Origin of the sequence: Streptomyces sp. PU-14G (assembly GCF_041028275.1) — a bacterium.
GTDB lineage: Bacteria > Actinomycetota > Actinomycetes > Streptomycetales > Streptomycetaceae > Streptomyces.
Genome location: NZ_JASKYT010000102.1, coordinates 1 through 20,802, shown reverse-complemented (window position 1 = coordinate 20,802; position 20,802 = coordinate 1). Strand labels below are relative to the sequence as shown.

Here is a 20,802-nt window from a genome sequence, read left to right as displayed (position 1 = left end):
GGGTAGAACGGCTGCTGCTGCGGTCCCGGCTGGCCGTACGGCGGAGGCGCCCCTTGCTGCGCTCCGTAGGGGGGTGGGGGCGGGGCCTGCTGGTATCCGTGCCCGCTGTGCCCGCTGTGCCCGCCATGGACGCCGTGCCCCGGCCCGGTCGGGGCGCCGGTCTGGTCGTAGCCGTACATACCGAAAGAGTATCCAGTCACAGAGGGGTGGTGAGGGGTTGCTTCTTATTACCGGTGGGTAGCATCATCTAGGGAGCTACCGACAAGTACGAGCGAGTCATTACGGAGCCGTCGCCATGGGGCATTACAAGTCGAATCTCCGCGACATCGAGTTCAACCTCTTCGAGGTGCTCGGGCGCGATGCGGTGTACGGCACCGGACCGTTCGCGGAGATGGACGTCGAGACCGCCAAGAGCGTTCTGGCCGAGATCGCCCGCCTCGCCGAGAACGAGCTGGCCGCGTCCTACGAGGAAGGCGACCGCACGCCGCCCGTCTTCGACCCGGAGACCAACACCGCGCCGGTCCCGGCCGCCTTCAAGAAGAGCTACCAGGCCTACATGGACGCCGAGTGGTGGCGCCTGGGCATCCCCGAGGAGATCGGCGGCACCACCGCGCCGCGCTCCCTGCTGTGGGGCTTCGCCGAGACGGTCCTGGGCGCCAACCCGGCCGTGTGGATGTACGCCTCGGGCCCGGCGTTCGCCGGCGTGCTCCACGAGGAGGGCACCGAGGAACAGCACAAGATCGCCGCGCTGATGGCCGAGAAGCAGTGGGGCTCCACCATGGTGCTCACCGAGCCGGACGCGGGCTCCGACGTGGGCGCGGGCCGCACCAAGGCCGTCCAGCAGGACGACGGCACCTGGCACATCGAGGGCGTGAAGCGCTTCATCACCTCCGGTGAGCACGACATGTCCGAGAACATCGTGCACTTCGTCCTCGCCCGCCCCGAGGGCCACGGCCCCGGCACCAAGGGTCTGTCCCTGTTCATCGTGCCGAAGTACGACTTCGACTGGGAGACCGGCGAGCTGGGCGAGCGCAACGGCGTCCACGCCACCAACGTCGAGCACAAGATGGGCCTGAAGGTCTCCAACACCTGCGAGATGACCTTCGGCGCCAACGCCCCGGCCAAGGGCTGGCTGCTGGGCGAGAAGCACGACGGCATCCGCCAGATGTTCAAGATCATCGAGTTCGCGCGGATGATGGTCGGCACCAAGGCGATCGCCACCCTGTCCACCGGCTACCTCAACGCGCTGGAATACGCCAAGGAGCGCGTCCAGGGCGCCGACCTGGCCCAGTTCACCGACAAGACCGCCCCGCGGGTGACCATCACCCACCACCCGGACGTGCGGCGCTCGCTGCTGACGCAGAAGGCGTACGCGGAGGGCATGCGCGCCCTCGTCCTGTACACCGCGACCGTGCAGGACGAGATCATCGTCAAGGAGGCAGCCGGCGAGGACGCCTCCGCCGCGCACCGCCTCAACGACCTGCTGCTGCCGATCGTGAAGGGCTACGGCTCGGAGAAGTCCTACGAGCAGCTCGCGCAGTCCCTCCAGACGCTCGGCGGCTCCGGGTACCTCCAGGAGTACCCGATCGAGCAGTACATCCGCGACGCCAAGATCGACACCCTCTACGAGGGCACCACCGCGATCCAGGGCCAGGACTTCTTCTTCCGCAAGGTCGTCCGCGACCAGGGCCAGGCGCTGACCGCGCTCTCCGAGGAGATCAAGAAGTTCCTCGCCGAGGCCGAGGGCGGCGAGGAGCTCGCCGGGGCCCGCGACCAGCTCGCCAAGGCCGCCGGTGACCTGGAGGCCATCGTCGGCACGATGCTGACCGACCTGGCCGCCACCGAGAAGGACGTCAAGTCGATCTACAAGGTCGGTCTGAACACCACCCGCTTCCTGCTGGCCGCCGGCGACGTCGTCATCGGCTACCTGCTGCTGCGCGGCGCGGCCGTCGCCGCCGCGAAGCTGTCCGGCGGCTCCGCCAAGACCCTGCCCTCCAAGGACGTGCCCTTCTACCAGGGCAAGATCGCCGCGGCGAAGTTCTTCGCGGCGAACGTGCTGCCGCAGGTCGCCGTCCAGCGCGAACTGGCCGACGCGGTGGACCTGTCGGTCATGGAGCTGGACGAGAGCGCCTTCTGAGCCGTCCGGCGCCCGTCGAGGCCGTACGCCCCGCTCCCACCCCCACGGGAGCGGGGCGTCCGCATCGTGAAAGGCGCCGTTAAGGTGGGGGCATGAGCGATGCCACGCCGTTCGACCGTGCCCACACCGACGGTCTGCTGTCCTTCCTCGCCGCGAGCCCCTCGCCCTACCACGCGGTGGCGAACGCAGCCGCCGCGCTGGAGAAGGCCGGCTTCCGGCAGGTACGCGAGACCGAGGCGTGGGACGCGAGCACCGGCGGCAAGTACGTGCTGCGCGGCGGCGCGCTGATCGCCTGGTACGTGCCCGAGGGGGCGACGCCCGCCACCCCGTTCCGCATCGTCGGCGCCCACACCGACTCGCCCAACCTGCGGGTCAAGCCCGTCCCCGACACCGGGACGGCCGGCTGGCGCCAGGTCGGCGTCGAGATCTACGGCGGCGCGCTCCTCAACACCTGGCTCGACCGCGACCTCGGCCTCAGCGGCCGGGTCACCCTGCGCGACGGCAGCACCCACCTGGTGAACGTCGACCGCCCCCTGCTGCGCGTACCGCAGCTGGCCATCCACCTCGACCGCCAGGTCAACGAGGGACTCAAACTGGAACGCCAGCGCCACATGACGCCCATCTGGGGCCTGGGGCAGGCCCGTGAGGGCGACCTGATGCGCTTCGTCGCCGAGGAGAGCGGTCTCGACGCGGACGCCGTCGCCGGCTGGGACCTGATGGCGCACAGCGTCGAGGCCCCCGCCTACCTGGGCCGCGAGGAGGAACTCGCCGCGGGGCCCCGGATGGACAACCTGCTGTCGGTGCACGCCGGCGTCGCCGCGCTGACGGCCGTCGCCTCGGGCGGCGGTGCGCGGCCCACCACCATCCCCGTGCTCGCCGCCTTCGACCACGAGGAGAACGGCAGCCAGTCCGACACCGGCGCCCAAGGGCCCCTGCTGGGCTCGGTGCTGGAACGCTCCGTCTTCGCCCGCGGCGGCGCCTACGAGGACCGGGCCCGCGCCTGGGCCGGTACCGTGTGCCTGTCCTCCGACACCGGGCACGCCGTGCACCCCAACTACGCCGAGCGGCACGAGCCCGGCCACCACCCGATGCCCAACGGCGGCCCGATCCTCAAGGTCAACGTCAACCAGCGCTACTCGACCGACGGCAGCGGCCGTGCCCTGTTCGCCGCCGTCTGCGAACGCGCCGGGGTGCCGTGGCAGAGCTTCGTCTCCCACAACGACATGCCGTGCGGCACCACCATCGGCCCCCTCACCGCGGCGCGCCACGGCATCACGACCGTCGACATCGGCGTCGCCATCCTCTCCATGCACTCGGCTCGCGAGCTGTGCGGCGCGCAGGACCCGTACCTGCTGGCCAACTGCCTGACGGCGTTCCTGGCCGAGTGACGGCCGCGCCGCGGCACCCGCCTCGCGAAGTGCTGCGCGCAGAAGGCTGATTGCCCCCCTTCAGGCCGGGTACTCGCCGGCGGTAAGCGCGATGAGCGCGGCCCGACCGAGCTGGGAGGCATCACTCATGGGCATCGTCGTCTGCATCGGCATGATGGCGGTGGGGGCGATTCTGGCCCTGGCCGTCGACCTCGACGTCAGCGGCGTCAACGTCCAGCTGATGGGCGTCGTCCTGTTGATCGTCGGCGTCATCGGACTGTGCACCTACATCAGCATCCTCAAGCGGCGCCGCGTCGAACCGCCGTCCCCCGGGGCGCCGGTGATCGAGGAAGTCAACAAGCACCACTGGGAGTGAGCCGAGGGGCCTCTCCGAAGGCTCAGGGCCGAAGGCTCAGGCCTCGTTGCCTTCGTCGCCCTCGTCCAGACCTGCCAGCACCAGCGGCAGTCGGTCGGCGCCGCCCGCGGTGAGGCGGACCGGGACACCCCAGTCCTGCTGGTGCACGTGGCAGGCCGGGTACTCCCCCTCCTCGTCGCAGGAGGCGGCCATCGCCGAGACGTGCAGCACCCCTTCCGCGCCCTCGGCGCCGGCCAGCCGGACCTCCCGGCGCAGGTCGGTACCCGCTCCTTCGCCCTCCGCGAGAAGCTCGGGCGGGGTGGCGCTCACCAGCAGCCGCGTCGAGGGGCCGTAGCGGGTGTCGAGCTTCTGCCCGGGCGGCGCCTGGAAGACGACGTCGAGGCTGAGCACCCCCGCCGCCACCTCGGTGGCGGCGCGCTGCGTGTGGTGCGCGACGCCCTCGACCCGTACGGCGTCCTCGGGCAGCCGCAGCCGCGTCAGCCGGTGGCGCGCCGACTCCACGACGACGATCTCGCCCGAGCCGTCCGCTGCCAGCACGGCGCCCGACGGCTCGCGCAGGTCGGTCGCCAGCGTGTCGACCTCGCCGGTGGCCGGGTCGTAGCGGCGCAGCGCGTGGTTGTAGGTGTCGCAGACCGCGACCGACCCCCCGGGCAGGGCGGTGACACCCAGCGGGTGCTGGAACAGGGCCTGGTCGGCCGGGCCGTCGCGGTGGCCGAAGTCGAAGAGTCCGGTGCCGACGGCGGTACGGACGGCGAAGGCGCCGTCGCCGTCCGCCTCCACCCACCGCAGCGCGCTGGTCTCGGAGTCGGCGACCCACAGCCGCGTCCCGTCGGGGGAGACGGCCAGCCCGGACGGCTGGGCGAACCACGCCTCGCCGGCGGGCCCGTCCACCAGCCCCTCGTTCGTCGTTCCCGCCGCGACGCCCACGGCGCCGCTGACCGGGTCGTACGTCCACAGCTGGTGCACCCCGGCCATGGCGATCCACACGCGGCCTTCGAAGTACGCCACGTCCCAGGGAGAGGAGAGCGCGATCTCGCGGGCCGCGCCCTCGGTGGGAGCGCCCTGCCACCACTGCTCGCCGGTACCGGCGAGGGTCGTGACGGCCCCCGTGGTCAGGTCCACGCGGCGCAGGGCGTGGTTGACGGTGTCGGCCACGAGGACGGCGCCGTCGGGCAGCAGCGCGAGGCCCTGCGGCTCGTTGAACCGCGCGGCCTCGGGCCCGCCGTCGGTCAGCCCCCGCTCCCCGTCGCCGATCCGCCGCACGACGCTCTCCCCGTCGGCCGCCAGCTCCACCAGCTGGTGCCGCGTGGTGTCCGAGACGAGGAAGCCGCCGTCGGGCAGCGCCAGGATCTTCCCGGGGAACCGCAGGTCGGTCGCGACGGGCTCAGGCGGAACATACGGGCCCTCACCGCGCCGCAGCGTCCCCTTCGCGCCGTGCGCGGCCTCCAGCTCCTCCACCAGCCGCTCGATCGCGTGCACGTGCCCCTCACCGGCGTGCTGCGCGACGACGTACCCCTCCGGGTCGACCACCACCAGCGTCGGCCACGCCCGCACGGCGTACTGCTTCCACGTGGCCAGCTCCGGGTCGTCCAGCACCGGGTGCTCCACCCCGTACCGCTCCACGGCGTCCACCACGGCCGCGTGCTCCGCCTCGTGCACGAACTTCGGCGAGTGCACCCCCACCACGACGACCGTCTCGGCGTGCCGCTCCTCCAGCTCCCGCAGCTCGTCGAGCACGTGCAGGCAGTTGATGCAGCAGAACGTCCAGAAATCGACGATCACGATCTTCCCGCGCAGCGCCGTCAGGCTCAGCTGCTCACCGCCGGTGTTCAGCCAGCCGCCCTTGCCGACCAGCTCGGGCGCGCGGACCCGGGGACGGCGGACCGGGGCGGGCGCCGAGCCGTTTTCGGTGGCTGCGGACGTGCTTGCGTGGGCGGGTGTGGCGGGTGTGGCGGCGGGGTCGTTCATCCCTCCAGCGTGCCACTTCGCCGCACGGGCGCGCCGCGCGCGGCTACAGCACCCGGTCCTTGAGGACGGGGAAGGACTCGCGGACCTTCTCGACCTGAGTGAGGTCGAGGTCGGCGGTCAGCACCGTCTCCTCCGTGCTGTCGGTCTCGGCCACGATCTCGCCCCAGGGGTCGATGACGGCGCTGCGTCCTGCCTGGGCGACGCCCGCGTGGGTGCCCGCGGTGCCGCAGGCCAGGACGAAGCACTGGTTCTCGACGGCGCGGGTACGGGCGAAGAGGCTCCAGTGGTCGGCGCGCTTGGCGGGCCAGCCGGCGGGGACGACCAGCACCTGGGCTCCCGCGTCGACCAGGACGCGGAACAGCTCGGGGAAGCGGAGGTCGTAGCAGGTGGCCAGGCCGAGCGTGGCCTGCGGGTGGGCGACGGTGACGGGCGTGCTGCCCGCCGTCATCAGCGCCGCCTCGCCCTGGTCGAACCCGAAGCGGTGGATCTTGCGGTAGGTGGCCGCGAGCCCGCCGGAGGGGGAGAAGACCAGGGAGGTGTTGTACAGGGCGCCGGCCTCCTCGCCCTTCTCGACGATCGACCCCGCGTGCAGCCACACCCCCGCGTCCCGCGCCGCCGCGGACATGGCCAGCGCGGTCGGGCCCTTCGCCGGGTCCGCCTCCTCCGCCTCGGCGGCGAAACGGTCGTGGGCGAAGGCGCCGACGGGCCACAGTTCGGGCAGCACCACCACGTCGGCGCCCGCTTGGGCGCGGACGAGGGAAGCGACCCGTTCCCGCCGGGATTCGACCGACTCGTCCGGGTCCACCTGAATCTGCAGAATCGAAGCGCGCACCGTACCACCGTCCATGCGATCGAGGGGGGCGATTGGGCCTAGCATCGTCCCAAAAGCCCTGCCGGGGCTCTCGTCCGCAGCGTAACTTGAGAGCACCCAGCACGAGCACCTGCCCTGTCCAGTGTCCAGTCCAGTGCGCGGACTTGTCCGTGTCCCGAACGAGCCGCAAGCTCGAACGAGCCAGCCAGCGAACCGCAAGCCGAGGGGTCCCGTGACCGACCACCCAAGCCTTCAGCCCTACGTTGACGCGTGGACGCAGTCCATGGAAGCGATATCCGAGCTGGTCACTCCGCTCGTGGAAGGGGAGTGGAACGGGCGGACCGACTGCCCGGGCTGGTCGGTGCGCGATGTGGTCTCCCACATCATCGGCGTCGAGTGCGAACTCCTGGGCGATCCGCGACCGATCCACGCCCTGCCCCGCGACATCCGCCACGTCGTCGACGAGACCAGCCGTCACATGGAGGTCCAGGTCGACGTGCGGCGGCACCACACGGGCCCGGAGATGACCAGCGAGTTCGAGTACACCCTCATCCGCCGCGCGCGGCAGCTGCGGAACGAGAAGCGCGGGCCGGAGGCGGAGGTCAACAGCGTCGTTCCGTTCGGGCCCCGCAAACTGCCGCTGGAGCGCCAGCTGATGCTCCGCGCCTTCGACGTGTGGGTGCACGAGCAGGATCTGCGCCGCGCTCTGGACAAGCCAGGCAACCTCGACTCGCCCGGCGCCCACGTGGCCAGGGACGTGATGCTCGCCGGACTGCCGAAGGTCGTCGCCAAGGACGCCGGAGCCCCGCTGAACTCCGCGGTCGTCTTCGATGTGAGCGGCCCCGTCGAGTTCATGCGGACGGTGCGCGTGGACAAGGAGGGCCGGGGCACCGTCGACGGCAGCGTCTCGCTGGGTCCCGCCGCCACCCTCGCCATGGACTGGGAGACCTACTCACGGCTGGCCGCGGGCCGCGTACGGCCGGACGCCGTCGCGGACCGCGTCAAGACCGACGGCGACGCGGAGCTGGCCGCCGCGATCCTGCGCCACTTCTCGGTGACGCCGTGAGGGTGTGACGCCGAGGGAGTGCGACGCCGAGAGCAGGTGACGGGGTGGTGTTGTGGAGTCGTCACCCCCTCAGGGGGTGACGGACGGACACAGGCCCCGGAGGGCCGCGGCGGAGACGGCCGTGGCGCGTGGGCTCCGCCGCGCCGCCGTCACACCGGGACGTGCACCGCTTCCACGCGGCTGGCCACCACGCGCTCGCGCTCGCGCCGTACCGCGCGCCCGCGCAGCCGGGCGAACTGCACCAGGCCCAGGGCCTGCAGGACGAAGACGCTCGCGAAGGCGATCCGGTAGTTGTCCCCCGTCAGGTCGAGCAGGACCCCGACGGCGAACAGCGTCGTCATCGAGGCGGTGAACCCGCCCATGTTGACGATGCCGGACGCGGTGCCGTGCCGCTCGGGCGGGTTGGCGGGGCGGGAGAAGTCGAAGCCGATCATCGATCCCGGACCGCACGCGCCGAGCACCACGCACAGCACCACCAGCAGCCACATGGGGTCCTTGCCCGGCCAGGCGATGGCCGCCGCCCACACGAGGGCCGTCGCGACGACGGTGCCCAGCACCAACGGGGTACGCGCGGCGTGGTGACGGGCGATGACCTGCCCGTAGACAAGACCGCAGCACATGTTCGAGACCACCACGAGAGTCAGCAGCTCACCGGCCGTGCCCTTGTCGAGCCCCTGCGCCTCGACCAGGAACGGCATACCCCACAGCAGCAGGAAGACCATGCCGGGGAACTGGCAGGTGAAGTGCACCCACATCCCGGCGCGGGTGCCCGGCTCCCGCCAGGCCGCGCCGATCTGCCGGCGGATGAACCCCGCACCCGTCCCCTCGGCCTTGGGGGCGGCCGGCGGCTCGTGCCCCTCCGGGTGGTCCCGCAGGAAGAAGACCACCAGCGCCAGGATGACCAGGCCGCCCGCCGCGCTGCCGGCGAACGTCGCCGTCCAGCCGAGGCTCTCCAGGACGCGGGCGAGCACCAGCGTCGTCACCAGGTTGCCCGCCATCCCGATCAGCGCCGCCACCTGCGCTATCACCGGTCCGCGACGGGCCGGGAACCAGCGCGCCCCCAACCGCAGGACGGCGATGAACGTCATCGCGTCCCCGCAGCCCAGCAGCGCGCGGGAGGCCAGCGCGGTGCCGTACGAGGCCGACAGCGCGAAGCCGAACTGGCCCGCGGTGAACAGCAGGATGCCCAGCAGCAGGATGCGGCGGGTGCCCCAGCGGTCCACCAGCAGGCCCACGGGTATCTGCATCCCCGCGTAGACGAGGAGTTGCAGGATCGAGAAGCTGGAGAGCGCGGAGGCGTTGATGTCGAAGCGGTGCGCCGCGTCGAGGCCCGCCACGCCGAGGCTGGTGCGGAAGGTGACGGCGACGAAGTAGACGGCGACGCCGATACCCCACACCCACCAGGCGCGGGGGCCGCCCGGCGGGTCGCCGGGCAGCCGGACGGCGTGCGGCGAGGCGGTGGCACTCATCGGCCGTCCCCCCGGTCGTCACCCTGGCCGCTCGCCCGGAGATCACTCTGGCCGCTCACCCGGAGGTCACCCTGGCCGCCGGTGCGCTCGTCGCCGCGCATCAGGTGGCGGACCCGGCTCACGTGCTGGTGGACGGCGCGCGCCGCGGCGTCCGTATCGCCCTCGCGCAGCGTGCGCAGGATGTCGGCGTGCTCGGCGATGTTCTTCGCGACCCGGTCGGGGTGCGCGTGCATCACGGCGACGCCCATCCGCAACTGGCGGTCGCGCAGTTGGTCATAGAGGCGGGTGAGGATCTGGTTGCCCGTCGCCTGGACGAGCGCGGCGTGGAAGCCGCGGTCGGCGGCGGAGAAGGCGGGAAGGTCACCGGAGGCCGCGTGGGTCCGCTGCTCGTCCAGCAGCTCCTCGAGCCGGGTCACCAGCGCGTCCGAGACCGGCACGGCGCGGCGGACCGCATGCTGCTCGACCAGCAAACGGGTCTCGACGACGTCCTCGACCTCCTGCACCGAGACGGGCAGCACCAGCGCACCCTTCTTCGGATACAGCCGGATCAGGCCCTCCACCTCCAGGCGGAGCAGGCCCTCGCGGACGGGGGTGCGCGAGACGCCGACGGCCTCGGCGAGCTCGCCCTCCGTCAGGAGCATGCCTCCCTCGTAACGCCGCTCCAGCACCGCCTGCTTCACGTGCGCGTACACGCGCTGCGCGGCGGGCGGTTGCTTCTCCTCTTTGAGCTGCTGTTTCGGGGCGCCGGTGTGGGTGGCGGTGCGAGGGGTGGGGGGTGCGGCGGAAGGCATGCACGCATCATAGATACAAGACGGATGCGACGGTTTCGGCTTCCGCGATGTGGGACGGCGCCCCTCGCCCCGCCGTCGGAGTCCAAGAGGGGGGCAGGGGCTGCTGCGCCCCTGCCCCCCTTCTGAGCCCGCGCCGCCGGCAGGGGGTCGGTTCAGGACCGGTGCCGTCCGGTCACTGCCACAGCATCAGCCGCTTGGGGTGTTCGAGGACGGCGGCGATGTCGGCGAGGACCTTGGAGCCGAGTTCGCCGTCGACGAGGCGGTGGTCGAAGGAGAGCGCCAGCGTGGTGACGTGGCGCGGCTTGACCTTGCCCTTGTGCACCCAGGGCTGCTCCCGGACCTGGCCGAAGGCCAGGATGGCGGACTCGCCGGGGTTGAGGATCGGCGTGCCGGTGTCCACGCCGAAGACCCCGACGTTGGTGATCGTCACCGTGCCGCCGCTCATCGCGGCGGGGCTGGTCCTGCCCTCGCGGGCGGTGGCGACCAGCTCACCGAGCGCGGACGCCAGTTCGGGCAGGGTCTTGTCGTGCGCGTCCTTGATGTTCGGGACGATGAGCCCGCGCGGGGTCGCCGCGGCGATGCCCAGGTTGACGTAGTGCTTGCGGACGATCTCCTGGCGCTCCTCGTCCCAGGAGGCGTTAACCTCCGGGTGGCGGCGGATGGCCACCAGGAACGCCTTGGCGACCAGCAGCAGCGGATTGATCCGCACACCCGCCATGTCGGGGTCCTGCTTGAGATCGGCGACGAGCTTCATCGTCCGGGTGACGTCCACGGTCACGAACTCGGTGACGTGCGGCGCCGTGAACGCGCTGTCGACCATGGCCTGCGCGGTGGCCTTGCGTACGCCCTTGACGGGGATCCGGGTCTCGCGGGCCGCGAAAGCCGATGCGGACGGCTGCGCGGCGGAGGAGGCTGGCTCCGCGACGGGCTCGGCGGGCTCCCGCGCCGCCGCGGGCGCCGCGGGCGCCGCGGCCTGGGCGGCAGCGGCGTGCACGTCGTCGCGGGTGACGATCCCGTCGGGGCCCGTCGGCGCGACCGCCGCCAGATCGACGCCGAGGTCCTTGGCGAGCTTGCGTACGGGCGGCTTGGCCAGTGGCCGCGAACCGGTGGCGGACGAGGGCTCCCCGTGGCCGTTCACGCCCGGAGCGCCGTTCCCCTCCGAGGCGTTGCCGCCCGGAACCGGCTCAGCCGCCGACGCGGTCTCGGCGACCGGTGCGGCGGAGGCGGCCGGGGCCGGGGCCGGTTCGGTGGCGGCGCCCTCCGTCCCACCCTGCGCGGACACGGGCTTGCTCTGCGCGGACGCAGGCTTGCGCGGACGGCGCTTGGTGGAACTGGTGGCCACTCCGTAGCCGACCAGCACGGGCTGCCGGCCCTCGCCCTCCGGCTGGCCCTCGCCCTCCGGTTGGGCCTCCTCCGTCACGGCGGCCTGCTCGGCCACCTCGGCCGCGGCACCGGCGCCCGTCTCCATCGCGGCCTGCGCCGCCGACGCGTCGCCGCCGCCCGAACCGGCCGCGGGGCCGCCGGTGTCGACGGTGATGATGGGGGTGCCGACGTCCACCGTGGTGCCCTCGTCGAAGCGCAGGTCGTGCACCACGCCGTCGAAGGGGATGGGCAGTTCGACGGCGGCCTTGGCGGTCTCCACCTCGCAGACGACCTGGCCGTCGGTGACGGCGTCCCCGGGCTGGACGTACCACTTGAGGATCTCGGCCTCCGTCAGCCCCTCGCCCACGTCGGGCATCTTGAACTCACGGACGCCGGCGGCCGGCTGCGCGGCCTGTGCGCTGTTGGTCATCGTCACGGCTCTCCTCAGTACGCCAGCGCGCGGTCGACGGCATCGAGCACCCGGTCCAGGTTCGGCAGGTACTCGTCCTCCAGCCGCGCCGGTGGGTACGGCGCGTGGAACCCGCCGACGCGCAGCACCGGTGCTTCAAGATGGTAGAAGCACCGCTCGGTGATGCGGGCGGCGATCTCGGCACCGGTGCCGAGGAAGACCGGCGCCTCGTGGACGAGCACGAGGCGGCCCGTCCGCTCGACGGAACGCTGCACGGTGTCGAAGTCGATCGGCGACATGGAGCGCAGGTCCACGACCTCCAGCGAGTTGCCCTCTTCCTCGGCGGCGGCAGCCGCCTCCATGCAGACCTTCACCATCGGACCGTAGGCGGCCAGGGTGAGCGCGGTGCCCTGGCGGGCGATCTTCGCGGAGTGCAGCGGCGCCGGGATGGCCGAGGGGTCGACCTCGCCCTTGTCCCAGTAGCGCCGCTTGGGCTCGAAGAAGATGACCGGGTCGTCGCTCTCGATGGCCTGCTGCAGCATCCAGTAGGCGTCGGAGGAGTTCGAGGGCGAGACGCATTTGAGGCCCGCGACGTGCGCGAACAACGTCTCGGGCGACTCGCTGTGGTGTTCGACGGCGCCGATGCCGCCGCCGTAGGGAATGCGGATGACGACGGGCAGCTTGATCTTGCCCAGGGCCCGCGCGTGCATCTTGGCGAGCTGGGTGACGATCTGGTCGTAGGCGGGAAAGACGAAACCGTCGAACTGGATCTCGACGACAGGACGGTAGCCGCGCAGCGCCAGGCCGATCGCCGTGCCGACGATGCCGGACTCCGCCAGCGGCGTGTCGACGACCCGGTCCTCACCGAAGTCCTTCTGCAGCCCGTCGGTGACGCGGAAGACGCCACCGAGCTTTCCGACGTCCTCACCCATGACGAGGACCTTCGGATCGTTCTCCAGCGCGGTACGCAGCGAGGCGTTGATCGCCTTGGCGAGGGGGAGTTTCTGAACGGCCATGGTCACTTACCTTCCCCCGCGGCGGAGACACTCTCGGACTCGGTCGCGAACGACGCCTGGTAGGCGGCGAACTGGGCGCGCTCCTCGTCCACGAGCGCGTGCCCGTCCGCGTAGACGTTCTCGAACATCGCCATGGTGTCGGGGTCGGGCATCGTGCGGATGGCGTCACGCACGTGCCGCCCCATCTCCTCGCTCTCCTCCTCGATCGAGGCGAAGAAGGCGGAGTCGGCCAGCTGCTCGCTCTCCAGGTAGGTGCGCAGCCGCTGGAGCGGGTCCTTCGCCTCCCAGGCGGCGCGCTCCTCGTCGGCGCGGTAGCGCGTCGGGTCGTCCGAGGTGGTGTGGGCGCCCATGCGGTAGGTGAACGCCTCGATCAGCATCGGGCCCTCACCGGCCCGCGCGCGCTCCACGGCTGCCTTGGTCACCGCCAGGCAGGCCAGCACGTCGTTGCCGTCGACGCGGACGCCGGGGAAACCGAAGCCCTGGGCGCGCTGGTAGATCGGCACCCGGGACTGGCGCTCGGTGGGCTCGGAGATCGCCCACTGGTTGTTCTGGCAGAAGAAGACGACCGGGGCGTTGTAGACGGCCGCGAACGTGAACGCCTCGGCCACGTCCCCCTGGCTGGAGGCGCCGTCGCCGAAGTAGGCGATGACGGCCGAGTCGGCACCGTCCTTGGCCACACCCATCGCGTACCCGGCCGCGTGCAGGACCTGGGAGCCGATCACGATCGTGTACAGGTGGAAGTTGTTGCTGTTCGGGTCCCAGCCGCCGTGGTTCACACCGCGGAACATGCCCAGCAGCATCGTCGGGTCCACATCGCGGCACCAGGCGACGCCGTGCTCGCGGTAGGTGGGGAAGACGTAGTCGTCGGGGCGCAGGGCCCTGCCGGAGCCGATCTGCGCGGCCTCCTGGCCGAGCAGGGACGCCCACAGGCCGAGCTCGCCCTGACGCTGGAGAGCGGTGGCCTCCGCGTCGAAACGGCGCGTGAGCGCCATGTCACGGTAGAGGCCCTGGAGCTCCTGCGCACTCAGGTCGACGTCGTACTCCGGGTGGGTGACGCGCTCGCCCTCCGGGGTGAGCAGCTGCACCAGCTCCGGCTCGGCGGCCGGGCCGTCGGTACGGCGCGCGGAGCCGTGCGCACGGGCCGGGCGTGCGGCGGCGGCGCGCGAGGAGGTGGCCTGCGCCTTCGTGGAGCGCTTCGCCGGGGTCTTCGACCCGTTCTTCGCCGTGCTGCTCGCCGCGCCCCTGGAAGCGGCCTTCGACCCGTTCTTCGCGGCGGCCTTCGAAGCCGTCTTCGAAGGCGTCTTCGAGGCGGTCTTCGAACCGGTCTTCGGCGTGCTCCCGGAGGAGGTCTTCGCGGTGCTCCCGGCCGCCTTCTTCGCCGGTGCCTTGGCCGAAGCCTTCGCCGAAGCCTTCGCCGCGGTCTTGCGGGGCGTGCCTGCGGCGGTGGCCTCGCCGGCCTCCGCCCTGCCGTTCGCGGCGTCGCCGCCGGGAGCGGCCTGGGTGGCGCGCTTTCCTCCGGTGCCGCTGCGGCGCGCGGTGCTCCGCGCGGCAGTGCTCTCCACGGTCACGTTTGCTCCTCCGTCTGTCCGGCCCCCGGGGTTGCCGGTGACCTGGGGCTCCCCCACCCACTGGCGGGGGGAGGCTCGCCCGGTCCCGTGCGGCGCACGGGGTGGGAGCGTCGCGGTCGGCACCGGGTGGTGACTGCATGTCCCGGTCGCGGCCCGCTGTACCAACCCCGTCGGGGGCGCCCCAGCCATGGCTGGCATCTCCATAGACGCACGAGGCGGCCCTGACCTGCAACTTTGCTCGGATATCCAAGTAAGAACCCGGAAGTCCAAGTATGTGTGCCATGAGTCGGGACATCACTGGTCACGGCCTCGCGAGCCGCGGACACCCGCACGGTAACCCGGGGTGCGGGAGCCCGGGAAGAGTGGAGAGCCGATCAGTATGTGAGACTGAGAATGTGCCCGAAAACGGACGAATCCGGGTATTCCTGGTCGACGACCACGAGGTCGTCCGCAGGGGTGTGCGCGACATGCTCGCCGCCGACCCGGCCCTCGAGATCGCCGGGGAGGCCGGCACGGCGGCCGACGCGCTCGACGGCATCGCCGCCGCCCGTCCCGACGTCGCCATCCTGGACGTACGGCTGCCCGACGGCAGCGGCATCGAGGTCTGCCGCGAGGTCCGCTCGCGCGACGAGTCCGTCCACTGCCTGATGCTCACCTCCTACGCCGACGACGAGGCGCTCCTGGCCTCCGTGATGGCCGGCGCCTCCGGATACGTCCTCAAGGAGCTCAGCCGCCGCGAGCTCGTCCGCTCGGTACGCGAGGTCGCGGCGGGCACCTCGCTGCTCGACCCCGCAGACGCCAGGCGCGTACTGGACCGGCTGCACGGTGCCGGTACCGGCGGTGGCTCCGGCGCCGCCGCGAGCCGGGACGAGAGACTGGCCGCCCTCACCCCCCAGGAGCGCACCATCCTCGGGCTGATCGGCGAGGGACTGACCAACCGGGTGATCGGCGACCGGCTGCACCTGGCCGAGAAGACGGTGAAGAACTACGTGTCCGGGCTGCTCGCCAAGCTCGGCATGGAACGACGCACCCAGGCCGCCGCCTACATCGCCAGACTCCGCGCCTCCGACGGACACGACGACCCGCACCACGGGTGACACCCCCCGGGTGTGGCTGGGGCGGCCTCCAGCCGCAGCGGGCGCCCTCTCATCGCAGCGGGCGCCCTCTCGCCGCAGCAGGCACCCTCTCGCCGCAGCAGGCGCCCTCTCGCCGCGCAGCAGGCGCCCTCTCGCCGCGCAGCAGGCACCCTCTAGTCGCAGAAGGCGGCGCGCACCTTCTCGTAGTGCGCCGTCCACCAGACCACGAGCGCCGCCGCCGCCGGGAACTGCACATCCACCCGGCCGTCGCTGCGCTCGTAGCGCCAGCGCAGCATCCAGAAGTCGTTCAGACGCTCCCACCACACCCGGTGCACGGCGGCGGCCAGCTCCTCGCGCGTGGCGTGCGCGCCGCCCCGGTAGGCGCGCGCGAAGGCCCGCACCCTCCGCAGGTCCAGCGTGCCGCCGGGCCGCAGAAAGAAGATCGCCGCACCTCGCACGGCCTCCTCGGCGCGCGGCTGCACGTCCAGCCGGTCCCAGTCGAGGATCGCCACCACACGCGCCGTGGCGCCGCCCGGCGCGTACAACAGGTTCAGCGGGTGGAAGTCCCCGTGCACCCAGCCGCAGAACCGGTCCTGGACGGCGTCAGGCCGCTCCCGCGCATGGCGCCGCAGCAGCGCCCGGCGCTCGGTCAGCCGGTGCTCGGCCAGCTCGTCGAAACTGTCCCGACGCCGCCGCGCCCGCACCCGCTCCAGCAGGGCACCGATCGTCTCGTACGTCGCCGCCGGGTCGGCGCTCGCCTGCGTGCCGCAGGGAGCCTCCGGCGCGGCCCGCGTCAGCCGGGTGTGCACCCGCCCCAGCAGGGTGCCCAGCCCCGCGCACTGCGCCAGTGACAGCTCGCTGCCGTGCCGGTGCCCGCCCTCGATCCAGGGGTGCAGCGCGAAGCAGCGGCCGTCCGCCGCCACGACCACCGACCTCCCGTCCGCGTCCGGCACCACGGGCACCACGGGCAGCCCCAGCTCACCGAGGAGCGCCGCCACCCGGTGCCGGCACTCGATGCGGGCACGCGCGGACTGTCCGTCCAGATGGTGTTTGAGGAAGTAGCGCCCCCGGGTCGTCGTCACCCGGTAGCCCCTGTTGAGCAGGCCCTGCGACACGGGCTCGTACCCCACAAGGTCCCCCACGCCCCCGTACCGCCCCAGCAGGACGTGGAGCGTGTCCTCGGTCAGGGTCCGGGAAAGGGAAGACGGTTGCACGGCGGCATCGTAGGGCCGCACAGCGGACCGCGCGCCGCAGGCGTCAACAGGCCGCCGACGTACCCCTACCGACGTGTTCGGGCGAGCCCTCCCCGCAGGGAGCCGCTGCCCGCCGGCTCACTCCTCGCCGGCGCCCTGGTTGCCGATGAGACCGCCATCGCCGCTGTCTCCGCTGTCGCCGCCGTTCTCGTTGCCGCCGTTGGTGGGCGGCGACTGCGTCTTGGTCGGCTTGCCGCCGTCGTTCCCGCCGTCGTGGGAACCGCCGCCCTCGTTGCCGCCGTTGTGCGACTGCGAGGGGTCACCGGTCTCGGACGGCTGCGTGGGGCTCGGGTCGGTATCGCTCGGCGCCGTCTCGGAGGGCCGGTCGCTGGGCGTCCAGTCGCCCGTGCCGCCGTCACTCGTGCCCGGCTGGTCCTGCTCCGTCTCCGACGGGGTGGGATCGGGTTCCTCGGAGGACTTCTTGTCCTTCGGCTCCGACTTGGTGGTGTCCGGCTTGTCCGGCTTGTTGTCCTTGGCGCCGTTGTCCTGTCCGAGCGCGAAGAAGATACCCCCCGCGATCGCGATGACCGCCAGGAACGCCACCAGCGCGTACCTGAACCCCTTGCCGCCGCCACCGCCACGGCCGCCGCGGCCACCACCACGGGGCCCACCGTCGAAGCCGCCGTCGTCGTCGCGCGGGCCCGCCAGCAGCGGAGCGCCCATCTGCGAGGTGTCGGAGTGCGAGGGGTGCGGGCGAGCGCCGGCACCGGGCACGCCCATGGCCGGGGTCGAACCGCCGTAGTGCGCGGTCGGCCCCGTGTTCCACAGTCCGCCGGTGTGCCCACCCTGCTCGTGCAGCATCTGCAGCGCGTACTGGGTGAGCCCGCGCATCTCCTCAGCCGTCTGGAACCGGTCGTCCGGCTCCTTGGCCAGCGCGCGCATCGTCAGGCCGTCCAGCTCCGGCGGAACCGCGTCCGACACCTCGGACGGGAGCACCGGATCGTCCTGCACGTGCTGGTAGACCACCGACAGCGGCGTCTCACCCGTGAACGGGGGGCGCCGCGTCAGCAGCTCGTACAGCAGACACCCCGTGGCATACAGGTCGGAGCGCGCGTCCACGGTCTTGCCGAGCGCCTGCTCAGGAGAGAGGTACTGCGGCGTGCCCATCACCATGCCGGTCTGCGTCATGGTGTTCGACGCACCGTGCAGGGCGCGGGCGATGCCGAAGTCCATCACCTTCACCGCGCCGCCCCGCGTGATGATCACGTTCGCGGGCTTGATGTCGCGGTGCACGATGCCGTGCTGATGGCTGTAGGCCAGCGCCTCCAGCACCCCCGACACGATGATCAACGCCTGGTCCGGCGGCGGCGCGTCCGCCGCCAGCAACAGATCACGGATCGTGCTGCCCTCGACGAGCTCCATCACGATGTACGGCGTGATGTTGCCGCCGATCATCTCCTCGCCGGAGTCGTAGACCGCGACGACGGAGTGGTGGTTGAGGCCCGCGACGGACTGGGCCTCGCGCGTGAAGCGCGCCTTGGAGACCGGATCCTCGGCCAGGTCAGCGCGGAGCAGCTTGACCGCGACCGTGCGCCCCAGACGCAGGTCCTCGGCGCCGAAGACCTCTGCCATGCCACCGCGTCCGAGCCGGTGCGTCAGGCGGTACCTGCCGTCACCGACCAGGCCGTTGTTGCCCCACAACTCCGGCGAATCGGGCAGGGAGCCGCCGCCCGTCGCGTCGGGGTCCGAAGGGCCCCCGGCGGCTTGCGTCTGTGCCATCAGTCCTCGCCGTCGATTCGAATCCGCGGACTTCGCGCGGTGGATACTCCCCCCAAGGAGGCTACAGGCACGCGGGGGGTGGATGGATGGGACGGAATACCGAGCTACGCCAGTCGCATCCAACAAGCTGACGTACCGGCCCCGCAAGTTGGCTCCGGCACGCCCCGCACACACCCCGCCACCCAGCGGCGGCGACCCAGCGCACGGGCCGTGAACCGCACCCTCTAGGCTCGGTGAACCGCTCGGGGCCGTGCCCTTGTGAGCGTGTGACGCCGCCCGGACGGCGTGTGACACATCGCTCGCGAAGGGCGTATGCGCATTCGGTCACGGAACGGGCAACGAGCTTGACGTGACCGAGGCCCCGGGCAAACTTGGGCCAGTATCACGGTCAAAAGGATCACTCAACGTACCTGCACGGGGGCAGCGCCGCCGAGGGGGAAGCAGTCAGATGAGCGACGACGGCGCACAGGCGGCCGGCAACTACTTGGGCCGCATGGTCGGCGGAGGACGATTCCAGCTTCGCTCACTGCTGGGCGCCGGCGGAATGGCCTCCGTCTACCTTGCCTACGACTCCGTACTCGACCGGCAGGTCGCGGTCAAGACGCTCCACACCGAACTGGGACGCGAGCAGTCCTTCCGCGAGCGGTTCCGCCGCGAGGCCCAGTCCGTGGCGAAACTGACCCACACCAACATCGTCTCCGTCTTCGACTCCGGCGAGGACGAGATCGACGGCGCGATGGTGCCGTACATCGTCATGGAGTACGTCGAGGGCAAGCCGCTGCGCACCGTCCTCGACGAGGACATCGCCCAGCACGGCGCGATGCCCGCCGACAAAGCGCTGAAGATCACCGGCGACGTGCTCGCCGCCCTCGAGGTCAGCCACGAGATGGGCCTCGTCCACCGGGACATCAAGCCCGGCAACGTGATGCTCACCAAGCGTGGCGTGGTCAAGGTCATGGACTTCGGCATCGCGCGCGCCATGCAGTCCGGTGTGACCTCCATGACCCAGACCGGCATGGTCGTCGGCACCCCCCAGTACCTCTCCCCCGAGCAGGCGCTGGGCCGCGGCGTGGACGCCCGTTCCGACCTGTACTCCGTCGGCATCATGCTCTTCGAGCTGCTGACCGGCCGGCTCCCCTTCGACGCCGACTCGCCGCTCGCCATCGCCTACGCGCACGTCCAGGAGGAGCCGGTCTCGCCGTCCTCCATCAACCAGTCCATCCCGGCGGCCGTGGACGCGCTCGTCGCCCGGACGCTGAAGAAGAACCCCAACGAGCGCTTCCCCTCCGCCGAGTCGATGCACGACGAGGTCACCCGCATCGGTGGCGCCGGCATCGCCTCGGGCGCCTCGCCGATCATCATCAGCGGCGGCCCGCCCGCCAGCGGCGCCGGCGTCGGACAGGCCGTCTTCCCGCCCGTGGACGCCAACTCGCAGCCGCAGCACGGCGGAGCCGGTGTCCAGACGCCGTACCAGCCGCCGCAGGGCCACGGCCAGGTGCAGGGACCGGGCCAGATGCAGGGGCCCGGCCAGGTTCAGGGGCCGGGTCAGGTGCAGGGGCACGGGCAGCCAGGGCCGTACAACAGCGGGGGCTTCGGCCCCTCCACCCCGCCGCCCCACGCCCAGAACACCGCACCCGCCGGTTACGGCTACCCGCAGTCCTCGTACGGCACCGGCGGCCCCTCCACGCCGCCGCCCTACACGATCAACGCCGCCGGCGGCGCCGGCCAGGGCAACAGGGGCGGCCCCGGCAAGAAGATGTCCCCCGGCGCCATGGCCGGATTCGGTCTCGCCGGCGTCGCCGTCATCGTCGCCCTCGTCTTCGTGATCGTCAGCGTGACCGGGGACAGCGGCGGGGACGACCCCGACCCCAAGCCCACCGCCAAGGACAAGCCCACCGCCACCGCCGACCCCGGCGGCAGCGGCGACAGCGGCTCCAACCCGGGCAAGTTCAAGGGGCCGGACAAGAGCCGGACCATCGACAAGGAGAAGTGCACCGACGCCACCGAGACGTACGAGCACAACGGCAACGTCATGATGCCCGACCTGACCTACAAGGACCTCACCTCCGTAAAGGCCTGCCTGCGCGCCGCGGACTGGAAGCTCGGCGACGTGACGATGGAGGACGAGAACGTCTTCGGCAAGAACCAGGTCCTCGACCAGAACCCGGGCTCCCTCGACGACTTCAACCCGAAGAAGGACGAGGTCGACCTGACCGTCTCCACGGGCCAGCCCGGTAGCTGAGGCGTCGCCTTCCGCCGGGGACATCCCTGGTGGGCCGCCCCTGGTGGGGGCCGGCCTTGATGGGGCCGATCTTGGCGGGCGGCATCCCTGGTGGGGGCTGGCCTCGGTGGGGCCGATCTTGGCGGGGCCCACCCTCGGTTGACGGCCGCCCCTGGTGGGGGCCGCCCCGGTG

General features: G+C 71.9%; 15 protein-coding genes. 6 read left to right on the top strand and 9 right to left on the bottom strand.

Annotated elements, in window-relative coordinates:
- Positions 1-295: 295 nt before the first annotated feature.
- The 3 genes from AB8Z75_RS14710 to AB8Z75_RS14700 all read left to right on the top strand — a co-directional run bounded on the left by AB8Z75_RS14710 (position 296) and on the right by AB8Z75_RS14700 (position 3,880).
- Positions 296-2,137, top strand: coding sequence for an acyl-CoA dehydrogenase (locus AB8Z75_RS14710; RefSeq protein WP_369201985.1), 1,842 nt, complete (start codon positions 296-298; stop codon positions 2,135-2,137).
- Positions 2,138-2,229: 92 nt separating this feature from the next.
- Positions 2,230-3,525, top strand: coding sequence for a M18 family aminopeptidase (locus AB8Z75_RS14705; RefSeq protein WP_369201983.1), 1,296 nt, complete (start codon positions 2,230-2,232; stop codon positions 3,523-3,525).
- 127 nt (positions 3,526-3,652) lie between these two features.
- Positions 3,653-3,880, top strand: a complete 228-nt coding sequence (locus AB8Z75_RS14700; RefSeq protein ID WP_114016851.1) for a hypothetical protein — start codon at positions 3,653-3,655, stop codon at positions 3,878-3,880.
- A gap of 36 nt (positions 3,881-3,916) precedes the next feature.
- Here AB8Z75_RS14700 and AB8Z75_RS14695 read toward each other — a convergent pair whose 3' ends face one another.
- Positions 3,917-5,848: an NHL domain-containing thioredoxin family protein gene (locus AB8Z75_RS14695; protein WP_369201981.1), complete on the bottom strand. Its 1,932-nt coding sequence runs from the start codon at positions 5,846-5,848 to the stop codon at positions 3,917-3,919.
- Between the two features lie 43 nt (positions 5,849-5,891).
- Positions 5,892-6,680 carry a carbon-nitrogen family hydrolase gene (locus AB8Z75_RS14690; protein WP_369201979.1) on the bottom strand — a complete coding sequence of 263 codons (789 nt, stop codon included), beginning with the start codon at positions 6,678-6,680 and terminating at the stop codon, positions 5,892-5,894.
- Between the two features lie 211 nt (positions 6,681-6,891).
- On the opposite strand from AB8Z75_RS14690, the gene AB8Z75_RS14685 reads away from it, so the two are divergent.
- Entirely contained in the window at positions 6,892-7,725 is an 834-nt protein-coding gene (locus AB8Z75_RS14685) for a maleylpyruvate isomerase family mycothiol-dependent enzyme (RefSeq protein ID WP_369201977.1), read from the top strand.
- 149 nt (positions 7,726-7,874) lie between these two features.
- Here the strand turns inward: AB8Z75_RS14685 and AB8Z75_RS14680 are convergent, their stop codons facing one another.
- The 5 genes from AB8Z75_RS14680 to pdhA form a co-directional block, all read right to left on the bottom strand.
- Positions 7,875-9,194 (bottom strand): nitrate/nitrite transporter, encoded by a 1,320-nt coding sequence (locus AB8Z75_RS14680; protein WP_369201975.1) that lies wholly within the window; start codon positions 9,192-9,194, stop codon positions 7,875-7,877.
- Positions 9,191-9,985: a GntR family transcriptional regulator gene (locus tag AB8Z75_RS14675; protein WP_369201973.1), complete on the bottom strand. Its 795-nt coding sequence runs from the start codon at positions 9,983-9,985 to the stop codon at positions 9,191-9,193. Before AB8Z75_RS14675 ends, AB8Z75_RS14680 begins: the two co-directional genes overlap by 4 nt.
- Positions 9,986-10,157: 172 nt before the next feature.
- Positions 10,158-11,777: a dihydrolipoamide acetyltransferase family protein gene (locus AB8Z75_RS14670; protein ID WP_369201971.1), complete on the bottom strand. Its 1,620-nt coding sequence runs from the start codon at positions 11,775-11,777 to the stop codon at positions 10,158-10,160.
- A gap of 14 nt (positions 11,778-11,791) precedes the next feature.
- Positions 11,792-12,772, bottom strand: a complete 981-nt coding sequence (locus AB8Z75_RS14665; protein WP_114025521.1) for an alpha-ketoacid dehydrogenase subunit beta — start codon at positions 12,770-12,772, stop codon at positions 11,792-11,794.
- A 2-nt stretch (positions 12,773-12,774) separates the two neighbouring features.
- Positions 12,775-14,340, bottom strand: coding sequence for a pyruvate dehydrogenase (acetyl-transferring) E1 component subunit alpha (gene pdhA, locus AB8Z75_RS14660; protein ID WP_369201968.1), 1,566 nt, complete (start codon positions 14,338-14,340; stop codon positions 12,775-12,777).
- Positions 14,341-14,735: 395 nt separating this feature from the next.
- Here pdhA and AB8Z75_RS14655 point away from each other — a divergent pair, with 395 nt between their 5' ends.
- Entirely contained in the window at positions 14,736-15,437 is a 702-nt protein-coding gene (locus tag AB8Z75_RS14655; protein ID WP_369201966.1) for a response regulator, read from the top strand.
- A gap of 152 nt (positions 15,438-15,589) precedes the next feature.
- On the opposite strand, the gene AB8Z75_RS14650 is transcribed toward AB8Z75_RS14655, so the two are convergent.
- Both AB8Z75_RS14650 and AB8Z75_RS14645 read right to left on the bottom strand, forming a co-directional pair.
- Positions 15,590-16,630 carry a phosphotransferase gene (locus AB8Z75_RS14650; protein ID WP_369201964.1) on the bottom strand — a complete coding sequence of 347 codons (1,041 nt, stop codon included), beginning with the start codon at positions 16,628-16,630 and terminating at the stop codon, positions 15,590-15,592.
- Positions 16,631-16,747: 117 nt separating this feature from the next.
- Positions 16,748-18,388: a protein kinase gene (locus AB8Z75_RS14645; RefSeq protein ID WP_369201962.1), complete on the bottom strand. Its 1,641-nt coding sequence runs from the start codon at positions 18,386-18,388 to the stop codon at positions 16,748-16,750.
- Between the two features lie 448 nt (positions 18,389-18,836).
- Between AB8Z75_RS14645 and AB8Z75_RS14640 the strand changes: the two genes are divergently transcribed.
- Positions 18,837-20,630, top strand: coding sequence for a protein kinase (locus AB8Z75_RS14640; protein ID WP_369201960.1), 1,794 nt, complete (start codon positions 18,837-18,839; stop codon positions 20,628-20,630).
- Positions 20,631-20,802 lie beyond the last annotated feature (172 nt).

Excerpts from the sequence above, each read along its gene's own strand:
- AB8Z75_RS14710 (WP_369201985.1), top strand. The coding sequence starts at position 296 with ATGGGGCATTACAAGTCGAATCTCCGCGACATCGAGTTCAACCTCTTC.
- AB8Z75_RS14705 (WP_369201983.1), top strand. The coding sequence starts at position 2,230 with ATGAGCGATGCCACGCCGTTCGACCGTGCCCACACCGACGGTCTGCTG.
- AB8Z75_RS14700 (WP_114016851.1), top strand. The coding sequence starts at position 3,653 with ATGGGCATCGTCGTCTGCATCGGCATGATGGCGGTGGGGGCGATTCTG.
- AB8Z75_RS14695 (WP_369201981.1), bottom strand. The coding sequence starts at position 5,848 with ATGAACGACCCCGCCGCCACACCCGCCACACCCGCCCACGCAAGCACG.
- AB8Z75_RS14680 (WP_369201975.1), bottom strand. The coding sequence starts at position 9,194 with ATGAGTGCCACCGCCTCGCCGCACGCCGTCCGGCTGCCCGGCGACCCG.
- AB8Z75_RS14675 (WP_369201973.1), bottom strand. The coding sequence starts at position 9,985 with ATGCCTTCCGCCGCACCCCCCACCCCTCGCACCGCCACCCACACCGGC.
- AB8Z75_RS14670 (WP_369201971.1), bottom strand. The coding sequence starts at position 11,777 with ATGACCAACAGCGCACAGGCCGCGCAGCCGGCCGCCGGCGTCCGTGAG.
- AB8Z75_RS14665 (WP_114025521.1), bottom strand. The coding sequence starts at position 12,772 with ATGGCCGTTCAGAAACTCCCCCTCGCCAAGGCGATCAACGCCTCGCTG.
- AB8Z75_RS14645 (WP_369201962.1), bottom strand. The coding sequence starts at position 18,388 with ATGGCACAGACGCAAGCCGCCGGGGGCCCTTCGGACCCCGACGCGACG.
- AB8Z75_RS14640 (WP_369201960.1), top strand. The coding sequence starts at position 18,837 with ATGAGCGACGACGGCGCACAGGCGGCCGGCAACTACTTGGGCCGCATG.